This is a genomic window from Plantactinospora sp. BB1, assembly GCF_003030385.1.
Taxonomy (GTDB): Bacteria; Actinomycetota; Actinomycetes; order Mycobacteriales; family Micromonosporaceae; genus Plantactinospora.
Window position 1 is genome coordinate 1,872,680 of the sequence record NZ_CP028159.1, and the last position, 20,990, is coordinate 1,893,669.

23 protein-coding genes are annotated in these 20,990 nt (G+C 73.0%); 16 read left to right on the forward strand and 7 right to left on the reverse strand.

From position 1 onward, the window contains the following. Positions 1-115 precede the first annotated feature (115 nt). Both C6W10_RS07935 and C6W10_RS07940 read right to left on the reverse strand, forming a co-directional pair. Entirely contained in the window at positions 116-1,081 is a 966-nt protein-coding gene (locus C6W10_RS07935; RefSeq protein WP_369938655.1) for an ROK family protein, read from the reverse strand. An 11-nt stretch (positions 1,082-1,092) separates the two neighbouring features. Further along, entirely contained in the window at positions 1,093-2,022 is a 930-nt protein-coding gene (locus C6W10_RS07940; RefSeq protein WP_107257501.1) for an SIS domain-containing protein, read from the reverse strand. A gap of 224 nt (positions 2,023-2,246) precedes the next feature. Here C6W10_RS07940 and C6W10_RS07945 point away from each other — a divergent pair, with 224 nt between their 5' ends. The 3 genes from C6W10_RS07945 to C6W10_RS07955 all read left to right on the forward strand — a co-directional run bounded on the left by C6W10_RS07945 (position 2,247) and on the right by C6W10_RS07955 (position 4,466). Further along, complete coding sequence (locus C6W10_RS07945) at positions 2,247-3,032, forward strand: DeoR/GlpR family DNA-binding transcription regulator (RefSeq protein ID WP_101369278.1); 786 nt, start codon at positions 2,247-2,249, stop codon at positions 3,030-3,032. An 89-nt stretch (positions 3,033-3,121) separates the two neighbouring features. Further along, positions 3,122-3,772, forward strand: a complete 651-nt coding sequence (locus tag C6W10_RS07950; protein ID WP_107257502.1) for a hypothetical protein — start codon at positions 3,122-3,124, stop codon at positions 3,770-3,772. 178 nt (positions 3,773-3,950) lie between these two features. Next, complete coding sequence (locus C6W10_RS07955; RefSeq protein ID WP_159079284.1) at positions 3,951-4,466, forward strand: hypothetical protein; 516 nt, start codon at positions 3,951-3,953, stop codon at positions 4,464-4,466. Between the two features lie 150 nt (positions 4,467-4,616). Here the strand turns inward: C6W10_RS07955 and C6W10_RS07960 are convergent, their stop codons facing one another. Together C6W10_RS07960 and C6W10_RS07965 are read right to left on the reverse strand one after the other, a co-directional pair. Continuing rightward, complete coding sequence (locus C6W10_RS07960; protein WP_107257504.1) at positions 4,617-5,267, reverse strand: response regulator transcription factor; 651 nt, start codon at positions 5,265-5,267, stop codon at positions 4,617-4,619. Continuing rightward, complete coding sequence (locus C6W10_RS07965) at positions 5,264-6,454, reverse strand: sensor histidine kinase (protein ID WP_159104509.1); 1,191 nt, start codon at positions 6,452-6,454, stop codon at positions 5,264-5,266. The genes C6W10_RS07960 and C6W10_RS07965 overlap by 4 nt, the downstream gene beginning before the upstream one ends. A gap of 153 nt (positions 6,455-6,607) precedes the next feature. Here C6W10_RS07965 and C6W10_RS07970 point away from each other — a divergent pair, with 153 nt between their 5' ends. From C6W10_RS07970 to C6W10_RS07985, 4 genes are all read left to right on the forward strand, one after another. Then, positions 6,608-7,507: a hypothetical protein gene (locus C6W10_RS07970; protein ID WP_107257506.1), complete on the forward strand. Its 900-nt coding sequence runs from the start codon at positions 6,608-6,610 to the stop codon at positions 7,505-7,507. Positions 7,508-7,605: 98 nt separating this feature from the next. After that, entirely contained in the window at positions 7,606-8,619 is a 1,014-nt protein-coding gene (locus C6W10_RS07975) for an ATP-binding cassette domain-containing protein (protein ID WP_107257507.1), read from the forward strand. Continuing rightward, positions 8,616-9,632 carry an ABC transporter permease subunit gene (locus C6W10_RS07980; protein ID WP_107257508.1) on the forward strand — a complete coding sequence of 339 codons (1,017 nt, stop codon included), beginning with the start codon at positions 8,616-8,618 and terminating at the stop codon, positions 9,630-9,632. Before C6W10_RS07975 ends, C6W10_RS07980 begins: the two co-directional genes overlap by 4 nt. Positions 9,633-9,864: 232 nt before the next feature. Continuing rightward, a complete protein-coding gene (locus tag C6W10_RS07985; RefSeq protein ID WP_107257509.1) occupies positions 9,865-10,296 on the forward strand; it encodes a DUF3263 domain-containing protein in 432 nt (143 codons plus the stop codon). Positions 10,297-10,332: 36 nt separating this feature from the next. Here C6W10_RS07985 and C6W10_RS07990 read toward each other — a convergent pair whose 3' ends face one another. After that, entirely contained in the window at positions 10,333-10,545 is a 213-nt protein-coding gene (locus tag C6W10_RS07990) for a hypothetical protein (RefSeq protein ID WP_107257510.1), read from the reverse strand. A gap of 306 nt (positions 10,546-10,851) precedes the next feature. Between C6W10_RS07990 and C6W10_RS07995 the strand changes: the two genes are divergently transcribed. The 3 genes from C6W10_RS07995 to C6W10_RS08005 all read left to right on the forward strand — a co-directional run bounded on the left by C6W10_RS07995 (position 10,852) and on the right by C6W10_RS08005 (position 13,091). Next, positions 10,852-11,685: a hypothetical protein gene (locus C6W10_RS07995; RefSeq protein WP_234361660.1), complete on the forward strand. Its 834-nt coding sequence runs from the start codon at positions 10,852-10,854 to the stop codon at positions 11,683-11,685. A 91-nt stretch (positions 11,686-11,776) separates the two neighbouring features. After that, positions 11,777-12,373: a DUF4291 domain-containing protein gene (locus C6W10_RS08000; protein ID WP_107263752.1), complete on the forward strand. Its 597-nt coding sequence runs from the start codon at positions 11,777-11,779 to the stop codon at positions 12,371-12,373. Between the two features lie 199 nt (positions 12,374-12,572). Next, positions 12,573-13,091 (forward strand): GNAT family N-acetyltransferase, encoded by a 519-nt coding sequence (locus C6W10_RS08005; protein WP_107263753.1) that lies wholly within the window; start codon positions 12,573-12,575, stop codon positions 13,089-13,091. 77 nt (positions 13,092-13,168) lie between these two features. Here the strand turns inward: C6W10_RS08005 and C6W10_RS08010 are convergent, their stop codons facing one another. Then, the gene (locus tag C6W10_RS08010; RefSeq protein ID WP_107257511.1) at positions 13,169-13,603 is read right to left on the reverse strand and encodes a hypothetical protein; all 435 of its coding nucleotides are present in this window, start codon (positions 13,601-13,603) and stop codon (positions 13,169-13,171) included. 212 nt (positions 13,604-13,815) lie between these two features. Between C6W10_RS08010 and C6W10_RS08015 the strand changes: the two genes are divergently transcribed. From C6W10_RS08015 to C6W10_RS08035, 5 genes are all read left to right on the forward strand, one after another. Next, complete coding sequence (locus C6W10_RS08015; RefSeq protein ID WP_199853320.1) at positions 13,816-15,114, forward strand: helix-turn-helix transcriptional regulator; 1,299 nt, start codon at positions 13,816-13,818, stop codon at positions 15,112-15,114. A gap of 248 nt (positions 15,115-15,362) precedes the next feature. Further along, a complete protein-coding gene (locus tag C6W10_RS08020) occupies positions 15,363-15,980 on the forward strand; it encodes a toll/interleukin-1 receptor domain-containing protein (protein WP_107257512.1) in 618 nt (205 codons plus the stop codon). Continuing rightward, positions 15,973-18,324, forward strand: coding sequence for a hypothetical protein (locus tag C6W10_RS08025; RefSeq protein WP_107257513.1), 2,352 nt, complete (start codon positions 15,973-15,975; stop codon positions 18,322-18,324). The genes C6W10_RS08020 and C6W10_RS08025 overlap by 8 nt, the downstream gene beginning before the upstream one ends. Then, positions 18,321-19,301: a hypothetical protein gene (locus C6W10_RS08030; protein ID WP_159104510.1), complete on the forward strand. Its 981-nt coding sequence runs from the start codon at positions 18,321-18,323 to the stop codon at positions 19,299-19,301. The genes C6W10_RS08025 and C6W10_RS08030 overlap by 4 nt, the downstream gene beginning before the upstream one ends. Next, positions 19,298-19,816 carry a hypothetical protein gene (locus C6W10_RS08035; RefSeq protein WP_159104511.1) on the forward strand — a complete coding sequence of 173 codons (519 nt, stop codon included), beginning with the start codon at positions 19,298-19,300 and terminating at the stop codon, positions 19,814-19,816. Before C6W10_RS08030 ends, C6W10_RS08035 begins: the two co-directional genes overlap by 4 nt. Before the next feature lie 74 nt (positions 19,817-19,890). Here the strand turns inward: C6W10_RS08035 and C6W10_RS08040 are convergent, their stop codons facing one another. After that, positions 19,891-20,475 carry a TetR/AcrR family transcriptional regulator gene (locus C6W10_RS08040; protein ID WP_107257516.1) on the reverse strand — a complete coding sequence of 195 codons (585 nt, stop codon included), beginning with the start codon at positions 20,473-20,475 and terminating at the stop codon, positions 19,891-19,893. 89 nt (positions 20,476-20,564) lie between these two features. Between C6W10_RS08040 and C6W10_RS08045 the strand changes: the two genes are divergently transcribed. Further along, positions 20,565-20,972 (forward strand): nuclear transport factor 2 family protein, encoded by a 408-nt coding sequence (locus tag C6W10_RS08045; RefSeq protein ID WP_107257517.1) that lies wholly within the window; start codon positions 20,565-20,567, stop codon positions 20,970-20,972. Positions 20,973-20,990: the final 18 nt, after the last annotated feature.

The window sequence follows — 20,990 nt, forward strand, 5'->3', positions numbered from 1 at the left end:
CAAATCAGACCGATCCGACCGACGACGTCTGGCTCGGTCATGTCGTCGTCCCTCTCCCGCCGGTCCGGGCCGGGACGGCTCGCGTCGGGCGGGCCGGGGAGGGCGGCGCGGCCGCTCACGGTCGGTTCATCGCGTCGAGGGCGAGCAGGGCGGCGCCGAGGGAGCCGGCCTCGTCGCCGAGGGCCGCGCGGAGCAGCCGGGGCTCGGTCTGGAACGTCAGTCGTTGCCGCAGCGCCACACCGAGCGGGTCGAGCAGGTCGGCGCCGGCCTCGGCCAGCCCGCCGCCGAGCACGACGACCTCGGTGTCGTAGAGCGCCTGGGCGATGGCGAGCCCGTCGGCGAGGGCGTCGACCGTCTCCCGCCACACCAGGCTCGCGGTCTCCTCGCCGCCGGTCGCCCGGGTGACCACCTCGGCGGCGGTCGCCGGAAAACCGGTCAGCGCCGTGTAGCGCCGGCCGACGGCGGCGGCCGAGGCGACCGCCTCCAGGCAGCCGAGCCGGCCGCAGCCACAGCGCGGCCCGTCGGGGCGTACGACGGCGTGGCCCAGCTCGCCGGCGGCGCCGTGCGCGCCCGCGAAGGCCGACCCGTCGACCACGTGCGCGGCGGCGATCCCGGTGCCGATGGCGAGGAAGAGCACGTGCCGGGTGCCCCGTCCGGCGCCGAGCCGGGCCTCGGCGAGGCCGCCGGAGCGCACGTCGTGGCCGAGCGCCGAGGGCAGGCCGAGCCGCGCGGTGACCAGCTCCCGCAGGGGTACGTCCCGGAAGCCCAGGTTCGCCGACCAGACCGCCCGGCCGGTGGCCTCGTCGACCACCCCGGGCACGGCGAGCCCGACCGCGAGCGGGGTCAGCCCGTCGGCCCGCGCCTTTCCGGCGAGCCCCTCGGCGACGTCGAGGATGCGCTCCACCACGGCCGCCGGACCGTGCTCGGCCAGGGTGTGGTGCCGTTCGGTATGCGCGACCCGGCCGTCGGTCCGGACCAGGGCGCACTTCATCCCGGTCCCGCCGACGTCGAGCGCGACGACCACACTCCCGTCCTGGCCGTTGCCACCGGTCGGTGTGCCGGCGCCGGTGGTCGCCGGCACGGCGGGGTCGGTCACGCGAGCACCACGGACCGGCGCAGGTGCCGGGGCGCGTCCGGGTCGAGGCCGCGCCCCTTGGCCAGGGCGACCGCGAAGCGCTGCGCCAGGATCAGGTCGGCCATCGGGTCCAGCGGCGGCCGGCCCGCCGCCCAGCCGCCGATCACGGCGTGCACGTTGCTGGTCCGGCTGTGCACGAACGCCGCCCCGGTGGCCGCGATGTCCTCGGCCAGCCCGTCGGGGACCTCGCCGAAGGCCCAGACCAGCCGGCCCGGTCCGGCGATCGAGATCGGGCCGTGCCGGTAGTCCATCGCCGGGTACGCCTCGGCCCAGGCACCGGCCGCCTCGCGGCACTTGAGCGCCGCCTCGTGGGCGATCCCGACCGTCCAGCCCCGGCCGAGGAAGGTGATCTGCTCGACCCGGGCGGGGTCGAACGGCAGCGGGGCGCGTACCGCGACCTCGGCGTCGGCGGCCAGCGCGGTGATGCCGGTGCCGAGGTGGGCCCGGAGCAGGGCCAGGGCGCTGGTGGCGAACCGGGTCTGCACCACGGAGCGCTCGTCGGCGAAGGGCAGCGCGATGCTCTGCTCGGCGAGTTCCGTGGCCGGGGAGTCCGGATCTCCGACGATCACGGTGCTCGGCCGGCGTCCGCGCAGCGCGGCGAGGACGTCCAGCACCTCGGTGGTGGTGCCGGAGCGGGTGATCGCCAGGACCCGGTCGTACCGGCGGTCGAGCGGGAACTCGGAGGCCTGGAAGGAGTCCGTCTCGCCGTGTCCGGCGCGCTCGCGCAGGCTGGCGTACGCCATCGCCATGAACCAGGAGGTGCCGCAGCCGACCACGGCGACCCGTTCGCCGGGCCGGGGCAGTGCGGCGGTCGAGTCGGCGGCCTGGGTGGCGGCCTGTCGCCAGCACTCGGGTTGGCTGGCGATCTCCGCGTCGACGTGGCCCATCGCAGCTCCTCGCGGGCGGGAGACCGCACCGGCGGGGCGGCGCCATGTGACGGCGGACCGGCCTGCGCAATACGGCTCGGTTTGACGATCTTTCGCGCGTCATTCTGCGCGAAAGACATCGGTCGTGGCAACCGCGCGCAGCTTTGCGCAGAACAAAGTTTTGCGGCTGCGCGTTTCGCGCACTATTGTGCACGGAATCTCCGCGACGAAGCTGGAGGCCCGAGGTGGACCGCTATGCGAGATGGAACGCGCTGCTCGAACTGCTGACCGACACCGGTCGGGTCAGCGTGGAGGACGCCGCCGCCCGGCTGGACGTCTCGCAGGCGACCATCCGGCGTGACTTCGACCAGCTCGCCCAACAGCAGATGATCACGCGTACCCGGGGTGGGGCGGTCGCCAACGGTGTCTCGTACGACCTTCCGCTGCGCTACAAGACCGCCAAGCACTCGGCCGAGAAGCAGCGGATCGGCGCCGCCGCCGCAGCCCTGGTCGCCCCGGGCATGGTGGTCGGGCTCAACGGCGGTACCACCACCACCGAGGTGGCCCGGGGGCTGGCCGTACGGCCGGACCTGAACAGCAGCGCCGACGGTGCCCAGTTGACCGTGGTGACCAACGCGCTGAACATCGCCAACGAGCTGCTGGTCCGGTCCAGGATGAAGATCGTGGTGGCCGGCGGGGTGGTTCGGCCGCAGTCCTTCGAGCTGGTCGGCCCGCTCGGCGGCGCGCTGCTCCGCGAGGTCACCCTGGACGTGGCGCTGCTCGGGGTGGACGCCATCGACGTGCAGCTCGGCGCGGCGGCGCACCACGAGGGCGAGGCGTCGATGAACAACCTGATGGTGGCCCGGGCCAAGCGGGTCGTGATCATCGCCGACTCGTCCAAGCTGGGCGGGCACGCCTTCGCCCGGATCTGCCCGATCGAGCGGGTCGAGACCCTGGTCACCGACTCCGGCGCCGACCCGGCGACCCTCCAGGCGTTCCGGGACGCGGGCGTCAACGTCGTCTGCGCCTGATCCACCGAGGCGGTACCGGTCTTCCGGCCGCTTGACACGGTACGGCTAATCTCATTAGCTAGTGAGCTATGAAGCATCCTAATGCTGTCGTGCCCCCGGCGCCGGCCGCCGTCCGTACCCGGGCCGGTGCGGTTCTGTTCGCCGCCACCGGCGTGCTCTTCGTCCTCTATCCGGCCAGCCGGCCCTGGGACGACGAGTCCACCCCCACCGGGGCCATCGCGGCGATGGGTTCCACCGCCTGGGTCGCCTCGCACCTGTTCGCCATGATCGGCTTCATCCTGCTGCCGCTCGGGCTCCTCGCGCTGCGCCGGGCGCTCGACGGCACCCCGGGCGAACGGTCCGCCGTCGCCGCGCTGCTGACCGGGTGGGTCGGTGCCGGGCTGGTCCTGCCGTACTACGGCGCCGAGGACTTCGGCCTGCACGCCCTCGCCCGGGCAGCCGCCGACGGTCAGCGGTTCGACCTGCTCGCCGTGGTCGAGGCCGTACGCTTCGGCCCGGCCGCGAGCACCACCTTCGTGATCGGACTGCTCGCCCTGGGCGTCGGCGCGGTGCTGGCCGCGATCGCGGTCTGGCGGTCGGGCAGGCTGACCCGGTACAGCGGGATCCCGTTCGCGCTGGGCTTCGCCCTCTTCCTGCCGCAGTTCTTCACCCCCGCCGAGGTACGGATCGCGCACGGCGTACTCGTCGGGATCGGCTCGGCCTGGCTGGCCTGGGAGCTGTGGCGGGCGGAAACCCGGTAGGCCGAACGACTCCGCCGGACGACTCAGCCGCACGACGTCGCCAGATCCAGCCGGACGACTCAGTCGAAGGGTGGGCCGGGGAGGGCGGCTCCGACCACCAACGGGCGATGTGGACGAACCCGGCATCGCCGTACGGTCGGCTCGGCCAATCCGGGTGAGCGAGAGCGAGGTGTTTCCGATGACCGGAGACGACGACCGGCGGCGGTTCCTGCGGCGTGCCGCCGGTGCCGGTGCGATGGCGATCGGCGCGGCGGTGACCGCGAGCGGGGTGGCGGTGGGCGCGGGCGGGGCTGCCGAGGCGTCCGCATCCGGGCGTCGCGGGCCGGACAGCCCGGTCGCGGGTACCTGGCGTGGTGTCGTCACGCTCCCGCACGAGCAGGAGGTGGCACTCTTCACCTTTCTGCCGGGCGGCTTCTTCCTCTCCTTCGCCCAGGGGATCCACATCGCCACCGGGCGCTGGGAGGCCACCGGGCGGCGTACCGTCACGTTCACCCTCTGGCAGGTGCTGCCCGAGGACCTGAAGGGGATGCCGCCGCGCTACAACGGCGAGGTCCGGGCCCTGCACCACGCCGAGGTACGCGGTGACACGCTGACCAGCCGGGGCAGCTACCGGGCGCTCGACATCGACGGCAACGAGCTCGGCCGGGGGCCGGTGACCGCCCGGGCCACCCGCTTCGACATCAGCACCTTCTGACCGGACGCACCCCGACCGGCCGCACCCCGACCGGAGGCACCCGGACCGGAGGCACCTTGACCGGGCACACCGGCCGGTTCAGCGGACGAGACCGGTTCAGCGGACGAGACCGGTCCAGCGGGCCAGGCCGGCTCAGCGGACCAGGTTGGTTCAACGGACCAGGCCGGCGCGGTGCGCCAGGATCGCCGCCTGCACCCGGTTGCTGAGCTGGAGCTTGGCGAGGAGTCGACTCACGTGGCTCTTCACGGTGGCCTCGCTGAGATGGAGCCGCCGGCCGATGTCGCTGTTGGTCAGTCCCTCGCCGAGCGCGACCAGCACCTCCCGCTCCTTGCCGGTCAGCACGTCGAGCCGGCGGAGGGCGTCCTGACGGCCAGGGTCGGCCGGCTCGGCGAACCGGTGCAGCAACCTGCGGGTGACCTGCGGCGAGAGCATCGCGTCACCGGCGGCGGCACTGCGGACCGCGGCGGCCATCTGGTCGGCGGTGGCGTCCTTGAGCAGGAAGCCGACCGCGCCGTGCCGGAGCGCCGTCGCCACGTACTCGTCGAGGTCGAAGGTGGTCAGCACGACCACCTTCGGCGGCACCGCGAACCGGGCCAGCGCGGCGGTCGCGTCGAGCCCGTCGGCGCGGGGCATCCGGATGTCCATCAGTACGACGTCGGGGCGCAGGTCGCGCGCCTGGCGTACCGCCTCGTCCCCGTCGCCGGCCTCGCCGACCACCTCGATGTCGTCGTAGGCGTCCATGATGGTCCGGAGCATCGCCCGGACCATCCACTCGTCGTCCACCACCAGCAGCCGGATCACGCGCTGCCCTCCAGATGCGCCCTGTCCGCCAGATCCGGTCCGCCCTCCGGGTCGGGACCGACCGCCAGATCCGGGCCGGGCAGCGGCAGCCGGGCCGACACCTCGAAGCCGCCGTCGGCGAGTCGACGGGTCTCCAGGGTGCCGCCGACCAGCCGGACGCGTTCGGCGATGCCGAGCAGCCCGTGCCCACCGCCCGGCGCCACGGCCGGCGCGCTGGTGCCGCCGTCGTCCCGGACCACCAGCCAGAGTCCGTCGTCGTCCGAGCCGAGCGCCACCGTGGTGCGGGCGTCGTAGGCGTGCTTGTGCACGTTGGTCAGCGCCTCCTGCACCACCCGGTAGACCGCGTGCTGCACCAGGGCCGGGGCGGTGAGCCCGGCCTCGACGCGGAGTTCGACCGCGTGCCCGAGCGCCCGGGACGCGGCCACCAACTCGGCCAGGTCGTCGAGGCCGGGCTGCGGGCGCAGCGGCACGGCGGCGCCGTCCCGCAGCACGCCGACCAGGGTACGCAGCTCGGCCAGCGCCTCCCGGCCGATGCCCTGGATCCGGCCGGCGATGCGCACCGCGTCCCGCCCCTGCGCCGACTCCAGCGCGGTGGCGTGCAGCACCATCAGCGCCACCCGGTGGGTGACCACGTCGTGCATGTCCCGGGCGATCTGGGCCCGCTCCTCGGCCCGGGCCTGGTCGATCCGGAGCCGCTCCTCCCGCTCGTTGCGCCGGGCGCGTTCCGCCAGGTTCGCCAGCACCTCCCGCCGGGACGACAGGTAGAGCCCGACCAGCACCGGCAGGATGCAGAGCGCGACGCTGAGCGGGGCGCCCGCGTCGCCGCCGTTGGACCGCCAGATCGGCCAGGCGACCGCGGCCACCATGACGGCGGTGAGCGCGACCCGCAGCCGGGCCGAGCGGAGGTGGGCGCCGAGGGAGTACTGCGCCAGGATCGTCGCCGGGTACGCCCCGACGACGGTCCAGCAGAGCAGCGCGGCGGCGTACAGCAGCAGGGGGCGGTCGCGCCGGACCAGTACGGCGAGCCCGGTGAGCACCCCGAGGGTCGCGTTGACGGCCAGCGGGGCGCGGTGGTCGACGATCGGGGAGCCCTCGAACAGCCCGGACTGGAACCCGTCCCAGACGCCGGCCAGTACGCAGACCGCGGCGAAGAGCAGGTCCACGGCGCGGCGCTGGCGGGGACCCATGCCGGGGAAGTCTATGCAGCTCTGCTGCGGTGCGCCTCGGCCGTTGGATTCATCCGTTGGTAGCACCCGGCGGTCGGACCGGGCGACCATCGGCCGGCGAGGTGACTCATCCCGGCCGATGGCGGCCGGCTCCGCCGAACCTAGCGTCGGGGCATGTCTCTCGATATCCGACCCGAGTCCACCGGCCCCGCCTCCGGTCCCGCCGGCGGCCGGTCCCGGCCGGCGCCGGTCACCGTGCTGCACTGGGTCTTCGCCGGTTTCGCCGTACTGACCGTCGGGTCGCTGCTCGGTGGCTCCGACGTCGCGGTGCTCCGGGCGGCGGCCCTGGTCGGCTATCCGGTGGCGGCGCTGCTGTCGGTGGCCGCCGCGCTGCGGGGACCGGAGCGGGGTCGCCGGGTCACCATCGTGCTGCACCTGGTGATGGCGTTGGCGCAGTTCGTCTTCGGCATCCCGGCCCCGGTCGCGCTACTCGGCATCCCGCTGTCGCTGACGATCCTGGCGGTGAGCCGGCCGAGGTTCCCCCGGATGTCGCCCCGGACCCGGAAGGTCTGGCTGGTCCTGCACGTCGGCTTCAGCGTCGGCTGGCTCGGCGTGGCGCTCACGATGACCGTACTGGCGATCGTCGGCAGCGCCGCCGACTCGCACGCGCTCCGGCACGGCGCGTACGAGGTGCTGCACGTCGTCGACCTGGCGGCGGCGATCCCGTCGATGTTCCTCGCCATCATCACCGGCCTGGTGGTCTCGCTCGGTATGAAGTGGGGTCTGGTCCGGCACTGGTGGGTGCTGGTCAAGTTCGCCATCTCGGTGAGCATCCCGCTGGTCGCCGGGACGGTGGAGAGTGCGCTCGCCGACGAGTTGGCGCTGCGTACGGTGGATCCGGCCGCCGTGCCGGGGTCCACCGGGGTGGCCCTGACGGCGTGTCTGGCCGCGTTCACGGTCGCGCTCTGGGTGGCCACCATCCTCTCCGTGCTGAAGCCGTGGCCGCGTACCCGGTGGGGGCGGTCGGCGGATGCCCGGGAGCGGGCGGCGCGCCGGCAGGGAGCACTTCTCTGACCGAAGTAGCGTGTATAGCGCGGTAGCGTGCAAAGCGATGGTACGGTGTCGGTCGTTACCGGACGTGAGTGATGCCGGACACGACCAGAGAGGCCGAAATGGCTGCCGTACTGGAGATCGAAGGTCTGCGCAAGACCTACCGGAGCAGACGTCGGGGCACCCGGCAGGCGTTGGACGGCTTCGACATGCGGGTCGAGGCCGGCCAGGTGCACGGGTTCCTCGGCCCCAACGGCTCGGGCAAGACGACCACGCTGCGTACGCTGCTCGGGCTGATCCGGCCCAACGGCGGCCGGATGGCGATCCTCGGCCAGGAGGTGCCGGCGGCGCTGCCCTCGGTCGCCGGCCGGGTCGGCGCGATCGTCGAGAGCCCGCAGTTCTTTCCGCACTTCTCCGCCCGGGACACCCTCTCGCTGCTGGCCGGGGCCGGCGGCGTGCCGCAGACCCGGGTGATGGAGGTGTTGGAGCTGGTCGGGCTGCGGGAGCGGGCCAAGGACCGGGTCAAGACCTACTCGCTGGGCATGAAGCAGCGGCTCGCGGTCGCCTCCGCCCTGCTGAAGAACCCGAAGCTGCTGATCCTCGACGAGCCGGCCAACGGGCTCGACCCGGGCGGCATCCGGGAGATGCGCAGCCTGATGCGCGACCTCGCCGCCTCCGGCATGACCGTGGTGGTCTCCAGTCACATCCTCGGCGAGGTGCAGCTGATCTGCGACTCCGTCACCATCATCTCGCTGGGCCGCCGGGTCGCCGCCGGCCCGGTCGCCGAGGTGCTGGCCGAGCACTCCGGCGGCGGGCTGCGGGTCCGGCTGGAGGCGGTGACCGACCTGCCGGCCGCCGTCGACGTGCTGCGCCGGACCGGCGCGCGGGTCACCCCGCACGACGACCACCTGCTGGTGTACGAGGTGGACAAGCCGGCCACCGTCACCCGTGCCCTCGCCGCCGCCGACCTCTACGTCAGCGAACTGGCTCCGATCACCGTCGACCTGGAGAGCGTCTTCCTGGAGTTGACCGCCACCGCGCCGGTGCCGGGTCAGCACCGCCAGGTCGACCAGTCCGTGGTGGTCGACGGCATCGCCGGGACCGACTCCCGGGCGAACGGGGGGTGGGGAGTGTGAACCTCTACACCACGGAACTGCGCCGGCTCGCCAAGCGGCGGTTCGTCCGCTACCTGACCCTGGCCGGGCTGCTGGTGCTGGTCGCCGTCGCGGTCGGGATGTTCTTCACCAACCAGAAGATCGGCCCGGCCCAGGTCGCCGCGGCGGAACGCGCGGCGGACCGGGACTACCAGCAGAACGTCGCGATGACCGAGCAGTACCGGGAGAACTGCGAGCGGGCGAAGGCGGCCGGTACCGCCGCCAAGGAGGGCTTCCCGGAGGACTGCGCGAGCATCCAGCCGCCGCCCCGGGAGGCGTTCCAGGGCGACTGGCACCTGCCGGCCACCTTCGACTTCCGGGAGGAGTTCGCCGCCACCGTCACCACGCTCACCGCCGTACTCGCGCTGGTGGCGTTCGTCGGGGGCGCCTCGTTCGTGGGCGCCGAGTGGAGTACCGGCGGGATGATGAACCTGCTGCTCTGGCGACCGCAGCGGATCCGGGTACTCCTCACCAAGCTGGCCGCGCTGCTCTCCGCGCTGTTCGGCGTGACCGTGCTGGCCGGCGCACTCTGGACGGCGGCGTTCTGGGCGACCGGCAGCTTCCGGGGCAGCACCTCCGGGATGACCGCCGGGGCCTGGGAGTCGTTCGGGCTGACCGGGCTGCGCGGGCTCACCCTGATCCTGGTGGCCGGGGCGCTCGGCTTCGGCCTGGCCTCGCTCGGCCGGCACACCGCGCTGGCGCTCGGCGGGGTGCTCGGGGTGATGGTGGTCGGGCAGTTCGGCCTCGGCGTCGTACTCGCGATGGCCCAGGTCAGGTTCATCGAGAGCTGGCTGCTGCCGACGTACCTGCTGGCCTGGATGGACAAGAAGGTCACGCTGAAGAACTGGGACGCCTGCCAGGCGTCGTTCAGCGGCGAGTGTGAACCGCTGACCAAGGACATCACCTGGCAGAACTCGTCGGTGCTGCTCGCCGTCGGGCTGCTGGTCGTGCTCGGCGGGGCGATCTGGTCGATGCGGCGGCGGGACATCACCTGACCCGGCACGGTGGCGGGTGACGGGGGTCGGGGGCGGCGGCCGGGGGGCGCCGCCCCCGGCGGCCCGCCCTCGAAAAGGGTGTCGAACAGCGGTGCGGCGCTGCGGCCGGGGGCCGGTCGGGGGTCGGTCGGGGGTGACGGTTGTCGCCCGTGCCGACCGGTGCGGTCCCGGCCGGGCGTCGGTAGGCTGGTGAGCCCCAGGTCGTGCCCTGTTCTACCCCCGGAGGAGCGCCATGCGGAACGCCTCTGCTCCGGCCGACGACGAGGCGGACGACGCCGTCGGGCAGGCTGAGGCGGGCGACGCCGCGGGGCAGGCCGAGTCTGACGACGCCGCCGGGCACGCCGAGGTCGCCCATGTCCCGCAGCCACGGTCCGCGCCCGGTGCCGAGGCGCCGGAGGTACCCGGGATTCCCGCCCCGGCGCCGCCGGCCGACCCGGCACTGTCGGAGCGGGAGCGTGAGATCCTCGCCTTCGAGCGGCGCTGGTGGAAGCATGCCGGCGCCAAGGAGCAGGCGATCCGGGACGCCTTCGACCTCTCCGCCACCCGTTACTACCAGATCCTCAACGGGCTGCTGGACAATCCGGCCGCGCTGGAGGCCGAGCCGATGCTGGTCGCCCGGCTCCGGCGGCTGCGCGCGGCCCGCAGCCGCAACCGCCGCCGCTGACCCGCCCCGCCACGGAGGCGGCGCCGCCGCGCCGGACTACTTCTCGTAGGTACGCAGCCCGTTGCCGAGCGCGATGAAGGTCGGCGCCCACTCGCCGATGAAGATGCCCCAGCGGTCGGCGCGGTCGATACCGGCGCTCTCCATCTGCTTCGACAGGCACCAGCTCAGGAACGACAGCCCGATGCTGGCCGCTCCCGCCATGTACATGTGTTCGGCCCGCAGGCCCATCCGGTGCAGGTGTTCCAACATCTGCGTCCCCCTCGCGTCAAGCCCTCGGCACCGACGCTACCGTCGGTAATCGTCGCTGGTCGGCGAGTTTCCCGGATGAGTCCACGGATCCGGCACCGGGTGTTACGCCGGCCTGCCTGCCACCGGACCCGGCGCGACGGCACGGGCGGTCGGAACTGCCCGCCGACCCGTCGATTCCCGCCGGGGCGGGCGTCGCCGCACGGTAGACAGGAGGGGAGAACCACCCGTCGTACCGCCGGGAGCCGCCGATGACACCGCCAGGCCACCGATGACACCGCCAGACCGGGGCCGGCCGGAGCCGGGCCAATGATGCTGGTCCGGTCGGCCTCGGGACCCGCGCCGGGGCGGCTGGAGAACGAGGACCACGTCTTCCGGTACGGGGACCTGGTCGGCGTACTCGACGGGGCGACGGTGCCGGACGGCTTCGACACCGGCTGCGTACACGGACCGGGCTGGTACGTCCGGCGGCTCGCGGCGCGGCTCGGGCTGGCCGCCGCCGACCGGCCCGCCGCCGCGCTGACCGGCAACCTCGCCGCCGCGATCCTGGCGGTACGCGCCGACCACGGCGGCGCCTGCGACCTCGACCATCCCGGCACCCCGTCGGCGACGGTCTGCCTGCTGCGGCACGGTGCCGATCACGTCGACTACCTGGTGCTCTGCGACAGCCCACTCGTGCTCGACCTCGGCGCGCGGGTCCAGGTGATCTCCGACGAGCGGTTGCGGACGGCAATGGCCGACCTGCGGCAGAAGGCGGAGCTGGCCCGGGTCGGCGGTGAGCCGGACCCGGCGACCCGGTTCCGCCGGGCGGTGGCGTTGCAGCGGGAGCAGATGAACCGGACCCACGGCTACTGGGTGGCCGCCGCCAACCCGGACGCGGCGTACCACGCGGTCGTCGGGAGCCTGCCGCTGCACGGTCCGGAGCGGGTCCGCCGGGCCGCGCTGCTCACCGACGGGGCCTCGGTCGCGGTCGAACAGTTCGGGCTCTTCGACTGGCGTGGCCTGCTCGACCTGCTCAGCGAGGCCGGGCCGGGCGAGCTGATCCGCCGGGTCCGGCTGGTCGAGGCCGGTGACGGCCAGCGCCGCAGCGGCTTCAAGCGGCACGACGACGCGACCGCCGTACTCTGCGAGTTCGAGGACTGAGCGCCGGTCCGGGTCGGGCACCGGCTCGGCGGCGCGGGTGCCGGGTGAAACCGGGTGGCGGCCGGCCTCGGGTACGGCGACGATCGGCGTCGTGTCGATTCCACAGCGGCAGGTCCGGGCCGGCTTCACCGACGAGACGATCACGGTCTACCAGGCGTACCCGCCGTCGATCGCCGAGCCGGCGCTGCTTGCCGGCCGGTTCGTGGCCCCGTTCAAGCGGGAGCGGATGACCTGGATCAAGCCGTCCTTCCGGTGGATGATGTACCGCTGCGGCTGGGCGGAGAAGCCCGGTCAGGAGCGGGTACTCGCGGTCGAGATCACCCGGGAGGGTTTCGAGTGGGCGCTGGGCCACGCCTGCCTGAGCCACTACGACCCGGACCGGTACCCGAGCCGGGCGGACTGGGCCGCGCTCCTCAAAACCAGCCCGGTACGCGTGCAGTGGGATCCGGAGCGCTCGCTGGAGCTGACACCGCTGCCGTACCGGTCCCTCCAGGTCGGGCTGAGCGGCCCGGCCGTCGCCCGGTACGTCGACGAGTGGATCGTCGGCCTTAGCGACGTCACCGCGACCGCGCGGGCGATCCGGGCGCACCTGCGGGCCGGCGAGCGGGACGCGGCCGCCGCGCTGCTCCCGGCCGAACGGCCGTACCCGCTGCCGGAGCCGGTGGCGGCGGTCGTCGGCGCGTCCTGACCGGAGCGGCACTGATCCGTCCGCCCTTCCCGATTCCGTGGCCGATGTCCGAAATGGTGCGGGTCGGCCGGCCGGCGCCATGGGCGGCACGACCAGCCAGTCGGTGAGGGGGTCGCCCGGCCGGGTCGGGGTGGTCCGAACGGAGCGGGTCTGCCAAACCAGTGGACGCGGCGGTGACGCGGCGAGAAACATCGGGTTCGTGACCCGTGAGATACGGCTGACGCCGGTAGACGAGCAGAATCTCGAACCGCTGCTGTCGGTGGCGGTCGCCGAGACCGAACCGGACGAGGTGATGCCGCCGGTCGAGGCGCCCGCCGGCTGGTCGCAGGCGCGGCGCGACGCGTTCCGGGAGTTCCACCGGGCGAACTTCGGCGGCCTGGGCGGGCCGACCGGCAGCCTGATGTACGCGATCGTCCAGGACGGTGACGTGGTGGGGATGGCCCGGCTGGGCCGGCACGCCGAGCCGGGCACCCTGGAGACCGGGATATGGCTCGGCAAGTCCAGCCGGGGGCAGGGGATCGGGCTGATCGCACTGCGGCTGCTGCTCGCCGAGGCGGTCGAGGCCGGCGCCCGGCGGGTGGTGGCCGAGACGCGGGCGGACAACCTGCCGGCGCTGAACCTGCTGCGGCGGTGCGGCGCGGTGCTGGGTCAGGACGGTGTGGCGGTCCGGGCGGAGATCCGGCTCGGCGTCGGCGAGGACGCCGTCGGGGTTTGGTGACCCGTACCGTCGGCTCGTGCGCCGAACCCCCGGATCGTGCGCCGTACCCGGCCGGCCGGGCCGCCGCGTCGGGCGGATCAGTCGAGCAGCAGCGTGTAGCCCAGGGTCAGCACGATCAGGGTCGCCGGGATCGCCAGCACGTGCGGGGCGACGAGGGTACGCCAGTATCCCGGCACCTCGTCCCGGTAGTGCGCCACGCCCATCTCCAGCGGCCGTACGTCGGGCGCCTCGGCACCGTCGAGCAGCCGGCGGGCGACCGCCGCGTGCAGCCGCCGGAAGAGGCGCTCCTGGCGTAGGTAGTAGGCGTCCAGTCCCCAGAAGATCACGGCGGGCGCCAGTGCCACCACCGCGAGCAGGCGAAGGTTCTGGCCCTGCGTGCCGAGCACGGTGAAGACGATGGAGACCAGCGTGACGGACCAGCCCCGGATCACGAACGAGTGCTGGGACATCCGGGCGATCGTCGCCTGCACGTCGGCGAGGTGGCGCAGCCGGAGTTCGTCCTCGTCCGCCAAGTACGCCTCCTGAGGGTTGCCAGCACACTCCACCTGGTGCGCCGGTCCGGGGTGTCATCACAGTAGCGGAGATCCACAGTAGCGGAGATCCACATCGGTGGTGTGAACAGACGTCGCGTTCGTGGGCGGCGACGTTTGTGCTCGGCAGATAGTGTTGTCCACATCCTTTCGGGCCGGACAATGGAAACGCGGTGGTGGCCATGGTGGGCGAGGTGCCTGGTCCGATAACGTTCGCCGGAGAACTCCGCCGGCGGCGAACCGGGCAGGGATTCACCCTCACGGAGTTGGCCGGACGGATCAACTACAGCAAGAGCCATCTGAGCAAGATCGAATCGGGCGTCAAACGGCCCAGTGTGGACCTGGCGCGTCGATGCGATCAGGAACTGAATGCCGATGGTGCCCTCGCCCGTCTGGTCGACGCACCGTCGTACGATCCGCCGCCGGAGACAGCGACTCCGAGCGAGGTCTGGGTGATGCGGATGAATGCGGACGGCAGTGGTGAATTCACGGCTTTCGACCGGCGTACGGTGTTGACCGCCGCAGCCTCCATGATGAGTTGGGCGATTATTCCGGCACGGGGGCGCCCGCAGGCGGCGGATTTCGCCCTGCCGACCTTCCGGACCTGGCTCGACCAGATGCGCCTGCTCGGCCAGGGGGTCGACCCGGCGACGATGATTCACATGCTGGTCGGGGCCACCAACAGCATCCGGGCACTCGCCGCCGAGGCGCGGGGCGAGACCCGGGTCGCCGCGCTGCGCCTGGCGGCCCGGTTCGCGGAATACACCGGCTGGATGGCCCAGGAGCAGGGCGACGAGGGTGCGGCGTGGTGGTGGACCCAGCGCGCCGTCGACCTCGCCACGAGCGGCGGGGACCACGAACTGCCCACCTACGCCCTGGTCCGCCGGGCGGAGCTGGCGCTCTACCGGGACGACTCCCGCTCGGTGGTGGCCCTCGCCGAGCAGGCGGAGCAGCGGGCGTCCAGCAGCCGGGTCGCCGCCTTCGCCGCCCAGCGCGCCGCCCAGGGGTACGCCCTCGCCGGTGACGATCGCGCCTGTCGTCAGGCGCTCGACCGGGCGGCGACGCTGATGACGCACGCGGCCGGCGAGACGAGTGCCGAACCGGCGCTGGGCAGCCTCACCATGCGCGACCCGGTCGCCTTCACCACCGGCTGGTGCCTGTTCGACCTCGGGCGACCGGCCGAGTCCGCCGAGATCCTCGGTGCCGAACTCGACCGGCTCCCCGCCACCATGCACCGGACCCGCTCCCGGTACGGTGCCCGCCTCGCACTCGCGCTCGCCAACAGCGGGGAACTCGAACGGGCCTGCGAGGTCCTCCGGTCGGTGCTGGAGCAGGCCTCTACTGTCGACTCCGCGACTGTCCGGCACGACCTGCGGCACCTCAGCCGAACGTTGCGACGCTGGCGTACCGAAGGTGCGGTCAACGAGGCCATGCCGCTCCTTCTGGACGTCCTTCGCAGAGACAATCAGCCACCTTCGGACTACCGGTTGTAATACGGCGGAGAGGTCGCCCCTGCCGACCGGTTCGTGGCCGGGCCGTCCCGGCCACGAAGGCTTCCGCTCGTTCGCCGTTGTCCGTCCACAAGGGTGAGGACAACGTATTGCTAGTCCCATGCCGCACTGCCAGTCTGAAATGCGGCGGACGGCGTCGGTCCGCTAGTTGTGCATGACGACGCGCAGTTGCGTGCATCCATCGGCAATAGGCGCGACGTTCCCGACCGCTTCTGCCGAAAGGCGACCCGATGACCGGGATCTTCATCAACTATCGAACCGGTGACGAAACGTTCGCCGCACCGGTGATCGACGAGAGGCTCCGCAGGGAATTTGGCGACGACCGCGTTTTCCGGGATTCCCGTTCACTCGAACCGGGTCTCGATTTCCCGCCCGAGATCTGGTACCACCTGAAGCGCAGTACGGTGTTGCTCGCGCTTATCGGCCCCCGATGGCTCACCCTCGCGGACGACTCCGGAAACCGTCGGATCGACCATCCGAAGGACTACGTGCGGCGGGAGATCCGCCGGGCGCTCAAGCGGGACATCCGAGTCATTCCCGTACTGCTCGACGGGGGGCGGATGCCGACCGAGGAGGAACTGCCGCACGACATCAGGCGACTGGCCCGCCGTCAGTTCCTGCCGCTGCACACCCGCAACCTGCTGGGCGACCTCCAGCGGCTGGTCGACGAACTGGGCCGGATCGTGCCGCGCGTCGGCTCGGGTCCGGGCGGCGCGGCCGGCACCGCCGCCGCACCCGGCCAGGCGGCTCCGGCGGCACCGGCGAACGGCCGGCACAGCGCCGTGCACATCACCGGGGACGGTCAGGTCTTCAACGGACCGATCACCGGCGGGGACAGCAATGGCTGAGCAGGCCGAACGGTCCGGAAAACCCTCACAGACTGCCCCGGACGTCTCCGGCAACGCGTCCGGGGCGCCAGCCCAGGAAGGCCGGTCGCCCGGCCCGGCCGGTGACGGCCCGGCCGGTACGGCCGGTGGGTCCGGCGCCGAGCCGAAGTCCGCGGGCGACGCCACCGGGTCTGCCGGCGACGCCGCCGAGGGGCTCGCCGCGAGCCTCGGCGGCGCCAGGTCGGCGGCGAAGTCGCCGGGCGAGGGGGCCGGCGACGAGGAGCGGACCTGGCAGCAGCAGGAGATCCGCAACACCCTGGCGGCGGCGCTCAGCTCCTTCGGCAGCCGCTCCTCCGGCGTCATCGTCGTCGGCGACGGGCACACCTTCAGCGGCCCGATCACCGGCGGGGACAGCCGGACCGGCGCGGACCGGTCCAGGGCGGTACTGCGCACCTTCACCGCCGGGTTCGTCGCCGGTACGGCCCGGGTGTACGTCTCGCCGGACGGCTACGTCGACCTCGCCGAGGCCCTTGAGGACAGCCCGGTACTGCTGATCAGGGCGCGTCGGCGCTGGGGCAGTACGACGACCGCCGTCCGGCTGCTCTCCGAGATGGAGACCGTGCACGAACTGCGGTTCGCCGACGCGCTCGCCGCACTGCCGATCGAGGACCTGCCCGAGGGGTGCGGCTTCGTCATCGAACGGCTGAGCAGGAACCAGCTCGGCACCCTGTACGCCCGCGAGCTGCCGATGCTGGAGGAGCGGCTGACCCGGCGCCGGGGCAGGCTGGTGGTGATCGTCGACGACTCGGCGCGCGCCGCTGACCACGCGGTCGACCGGCTCGCCCGGAAGATCGCCGCACCGCCCGCGGCGCTGGAGCTGGTCACCAGCCACCTGGCGGAACTGCTCGGTTCGGATGCCGAGGCGGAACGGCTGTTGGCGGACGAGAACGTCGGTACCCGGCTGGCCGACATCGCGCCGGAGTCGTTCGACGCGCCGCAGCTGGTGGAACTGGCGAAGGACCTCGCCGAGGTGGCCTCGGGTACGGGCACCGTGGCGGATGCCATGGCGCGGTTCGAGGACCGTTCCCGCCAGGACGTCGAGGACTGGTACGACGAACTCGGCAGCTTCGACGAGCGGGCGCTGGTCGTCGCGATCGCCGTACTGGACCGGATGTCCTTCGACGCGGTCTCCCGGGCCGCCACCCTGCTGGAACAGGCGTGGCGGGAGGACGAGGCCGGCAACGGCCAGGCGCCGCCACGGTCCCGGCAGACCCGGCGCAACCGGCTGCGGGCGGCCCGGGCCCGGATCGACACCGAGGTACGCCGCACCCGGTACGGCTGGGCGGAGCTGGAGGTCGTCTCCTTCGTCGACCCGAACTATCCGGCCCGGCTGCTGCACCACCTGTGGCACGAGCACTACTACGACCGGGCTCTGCTGCTGGACTGGCTGCGGCGGGTCGCCGGCGACGTGGAGGGTGCGGTCGGGATCCGGGCGGCGACCGCGATCGGCTACCTGAGCCAGTTCGCCTTCGACACCATCCGCCGGGACATCGTGACGCCGTGGGCCGGCAGCGGCCGGGGCAACGAACGGGAGTGGGCGGTGGCCGCCCTCGCGCTGCCCGCCCGGGACCCGGCGACGGCGAGCCGGGTCATCCGGCTGGTGCTGGACTGGGCGGACCGGGACGGTCTCGCGCTCCGGCTGTCGGCCGCCCGGGCGCTGGGCGCCAGCGTCGGGGCGGTGCTGGACGGCGGCCCCGACGAGCACCTCGCCGAGTTGGCCGACGGCGCCGAGACGCCGCTCCAGCTCGCCATCGGGGACAGCATCGCCGAGCTGATGGCCGAGGCGACGCTCGACCGGCAGACCGAGCTGCTCCGCCTGCTGGAGACCTGGTCGATGGAGAGTCGTTCGGGCCGGCTCTACGCGGGCGTGGTGGGCTTCCTCGAAGTCGCCGCCACGCTCTGGACCAACCAGCAGACCCCGGACGGCGACGTGGCCTGGCCGACCCTGCTCTGGCTGGCCGGCGAGGGCGGGCAGCCGGTGACGGTCCCGGACGACGGCGTCGTCCCGGCGGAGGGCCGGTCCGAGGCCGGGCGGATCGTCGCCCGGCTCTGGGGGCGGGCGCTGGTCGCCCCCGGTGTGGACACCGCCGTGCACAACGTGCTGCGCAGGTGGGCGCAGGCGGCCGAGGAGGCCCCGGCGCTGCGTCCGGCCCTGGTCGCCCTGCTGATGGAGGCCGCGGTCACCGACCGGCAGCGGCGACTGCTGACCGCGCACGCCAACCGGTGGCGCGATCCCAAGCCGCTGGCGCCGGACCTGGCGGCCAGATTGCTGAACGTACTCAGTCGAAGGGTTGGTGTGTGGTGATCCGTGGCCCCGTCCTCGAACGAAAAGAACTCCGCCGGCTGCCGTTCCAGCGGCGGCCGATCGCCGAGCCGGGTACCCGGCTGGTGTTCCAGATGTCCAGCGGCCAGTTGGTGGCGCCGACGCACCCGTACACCACCGGGGACGTCTGGTGGCGTGGGCCGCGAGCGGTCTACGTGGTCTACACGTCGCCGCAGCCGGCGTACTTCGCCTGCACGCTGCCGTGCGCCGGTGACACGCTCTTCTTCGACGCGGCGGTGCGGTTCTCGTTCGCCGTCGCCGATCCGGTGAGCGTGGTCCGGGAGCAGGTCTCCGACCCCGTCGCCGACTGCCGGCGCTATCTGATGGAACCGCTGCGCGCCGTCACCCGCAGGTTCACGGCGATGCAGCCGGAGGCGGCCGAACGGGCGATCCGGTCGACGCTGGCGGACGCGCCGACCGACCTCGCCAACGGGCTGCGGATCAGCGAGCTGCGCTGCGAGCTGACCATCAACGCCGAGCAGGGGGGAATCGCCAAGGATCTGGAGATCCAGACGTTGCGGCAGCAGTTGGCGATGCGTACCGAGACGGACCGGATCGCCCTGACCAAGCTGAACCAGGACGCCGACCTGGCCCGGCACCGGGAGCGGGCGGCGTTCCACGAGCGGCTGCTCTCCGGCGGTGGTGCGGCGCTGGCCGGCAGCATCGTGGCGCAGGATCCGACGAAGGCGACCGAGGCCGCCAACTTCATGATCGCACTCTACGACCAGGACCAGAAGCTGGCCGTGGAGGCGCTCAAGGTGATCATGGAAGGCGACCAGATCCGGCTCGGCGAGATGGACGGCGCCGTGCAGGCGGTGGTCGAACGCTTCAAGGGGATGATCACGCAGGGCGGCGGCCAGTTGATGCCGAACCGGGCCGTCGGCGAGTTGTCCAACGCGCCGGCCCGGGACGGCGAGGCCGGGTCACCGCCGGGCGGCGAAGCCGGGGAGCAGCCGTGAACGGAGCCCGGGGCTTTCCGATGGGGATTCTCGACACGCTGGCCGGGTGGATCCGGGACTTCCCGCTGATTCCCGTCGAGATTCGCGGAGTGGTCTGGTTCCCCCTGCTCGCCGTGCTGGTGATCGGCGGCCTGCTGCTGCTGGTACGCCGGGTGCTGCCCTGGCTGGGGCGGCTCGTCGGCCGCGCGCTGGGCGTACTGGCGGTCGCGGTCGGCGCCGTCCTGCTCCTGCCCGACCTGCTGGTCTCGTACCTCTACCGGCGCACCGGCGGTGCTCCGCCGGGACTCGCCTACGGCTACGGCGACCTGGTGGCGGAGCTGGCGATCGGGCTGACCCGGGTCTCCGGACTGGCCGCACCGGCCTTCGCCCGCGCGGCCCGGACACCCGCGGTCTTCGTGATCGTTCTCGGTGCGCTCTGGCTCTGGACCTGGAACCACGGCTCCTGCCCCGGCGAGCAGGCGGTGGACGCCTGCGTACGCCCGGTCGTGGAGTGGACCCGGGCCTTCGACTCCTGACCGTGCCCGGCGGCCGGTCACCGGGTCCGGCCGGCCGCCCGGGGTACCCGTTGCGTCGGCCGCCGGGTGTCCGGTCAGCCGGTCGGGGTCGGGCGCAGGCCGGCGAAGACGATCGCCAGGGTGCGCTGCCGCAGCCCGGCGTCCCAGTTGCCGCGCAGGGCACCCTGGGTCAGCGCGGCGAGCAGCGCCATCACCTCGGGGAGCTGCACCTGCCGGTCGACCGTGCCGGCGGCCCTGGCCTGGCGCAGCAGGCCGTGCACGGCCGCGCCCAGCACGTCGAGCACCTCGGGGAGTTGGATCTCGACACCGTCGCGGGCGAGCAGGTCGGCCACGGCCTTCTTGGTGGCGGCCTGCTCGACGGTACTGGCGAAGAAGGTGAAGAGCCCGGTGCCGGAGCTGTCGTCGCCGCCCAGTGTCGCGGCCTGCTCGACCAGTCCGGCGAGTACGCCCTTCATGATCGCGGCGAGCAGGTCGTTCTTGGTCGGGAAGTGCCGGAAGACGGTACCGATGGCGACCCCGGCCCGGGCGGCGACCTCCTCGGTCGACGCCGCGACGCCGTGCTCGGCGAAGACCTCCTCGGCGGCCGCCAGGATCCGGGCGCGGTTGCGCTGCGCGTCGGCGCGCAGCGGCCGGCCGGGTTCGGCTGTCCGGGGCGTCATGCGGATCTCTCCTCCTTGCAAAGTGAGTCGGGGCTCACTATCTTCATAAGTCGAGTCGTCACTCACTTTATTTCGGAGGGGATGGTCCGATGAGCACGCCCAGCGAAGCGTTCGCCCGGATCCGCGCCAACTTCCTGGCCAACACGGCCGGCTTCACCGAGGACCAACTCGCCGAGGACGTCGTGGTGGAGATGCCCTTCGCCGCACCCGGCCGGCCCAACCGGATCGAGGGCCGGCGGGAGTTCCTCGAATTCGCCGCCGCCGGCCGGGCCGGGCTGCCGCTCCGGATCGACGACTGCCGCAACGTGGTGATCCACCAGACCACCGACCCCGAGGTGATCGTCGTCGAGTACGAACTCGCCGCGACCGTCACCACCACCGGCGTCTCCGCCGCCGCCCCGTTCATCGCGGTGCTCAGGGTCCGCAACGGTCGGGTGGCGCACTGGCGGGAATACCAGAACCCGGCCGCGCTGGCCCTGGCCACCGGCCAGCCCTGAGCCACCAGCCAGCCCTGA

Excerpts from the sequence above, each read along its gene's own strand:
- C6W10_RS07940 (WP_107257501.1), bottom strand. The coding sequence starts at position 2,022 with ATGGGCCACGTCGACGCGGAGATCGCCAGCCAACCCGAGTGCTGGCGA.
- C6W10_RS07955 (WP_159079284.1), top strand. The coding sequence starts at position 3,951 with ATGACCGGAGACGACGACCGGCGGCGGTTCCTGCGGCGTGCCGCCGGT.
- C6W10_RS07965 (WP_159104509.1), bottom strand. The coding sequence starts at position 6,454 with ATGGGTCCCCGCCAGCGCCGCGCCGTGGACCTGCTCTTCGCCGCGGTC.
- C6W10_RS07970 (WP_107257506.1), top strand. The coding sequence starts at position 6,608 with ATGTCTCTCGATATCCGACCCGAGTCCACCGGCCCCGCCTCCGGTCCC.
- C6W10_RS07975 (WP_107257507.1), top strand. The coding sequence starts at position 7,606 with ATGGCTGCCGTACTGGAGATCGAAGGTCTGCGCAAGACCTACCGGAGC.
- C6W10_RS07985 (WP_107257509.1), top strand. The coding sequence starts at position 9,865 with ATGCGGAACGCCTCTGCTCCGGCCGACGACGAGGCGGACGACGCCGTC.
- C6W10_RS07990 (WP_107257510.1), bottom strand. The coding sequence starts at position 10,545 with ATGTTGGAACACCTGCACCGGATGGGCCTGCGGGCCGAACACATGTAC.
- C6W10_RS07995 (WP_234361660.1), top strand. The coding sequence starts at position 10,852 with ATGATGCTGGTCCGGTCGGCCTCGGGACCCGCGCCGGGGCGGCTGGAG.
- C6W10_RS08020 (WP_107257512.1), top strand. The coding sequence starts at position 15,363 with ATGACCGGGATCTTCATCAACTATCGAACCGGTGACGAAACGTTCGCC.
- C6W10_RS08025 (WP_107257513.1), top strand. The coding sequence starts at position 15,973 with ATGGCTGAGCAGGCCGAACGGTCCGGAAAACCCTCACAGACTGCCCCG.
- C6W10_RS08040 (WP_107257516.1), bottom strand. The coding sequence starts at position 20,475 with ATGACGCCCCGGACAGCCGAACCCGGCCGGCCGCTGCGCGCCGACGCG.
- C6W10_RS08045 (WP_107257517.1), top strand. The coding sequence starts at position 20,565 with ATGAGCACGCCCAGCGAAGCGTTCGCCCGGATCCGCGCCAACTTCCTG.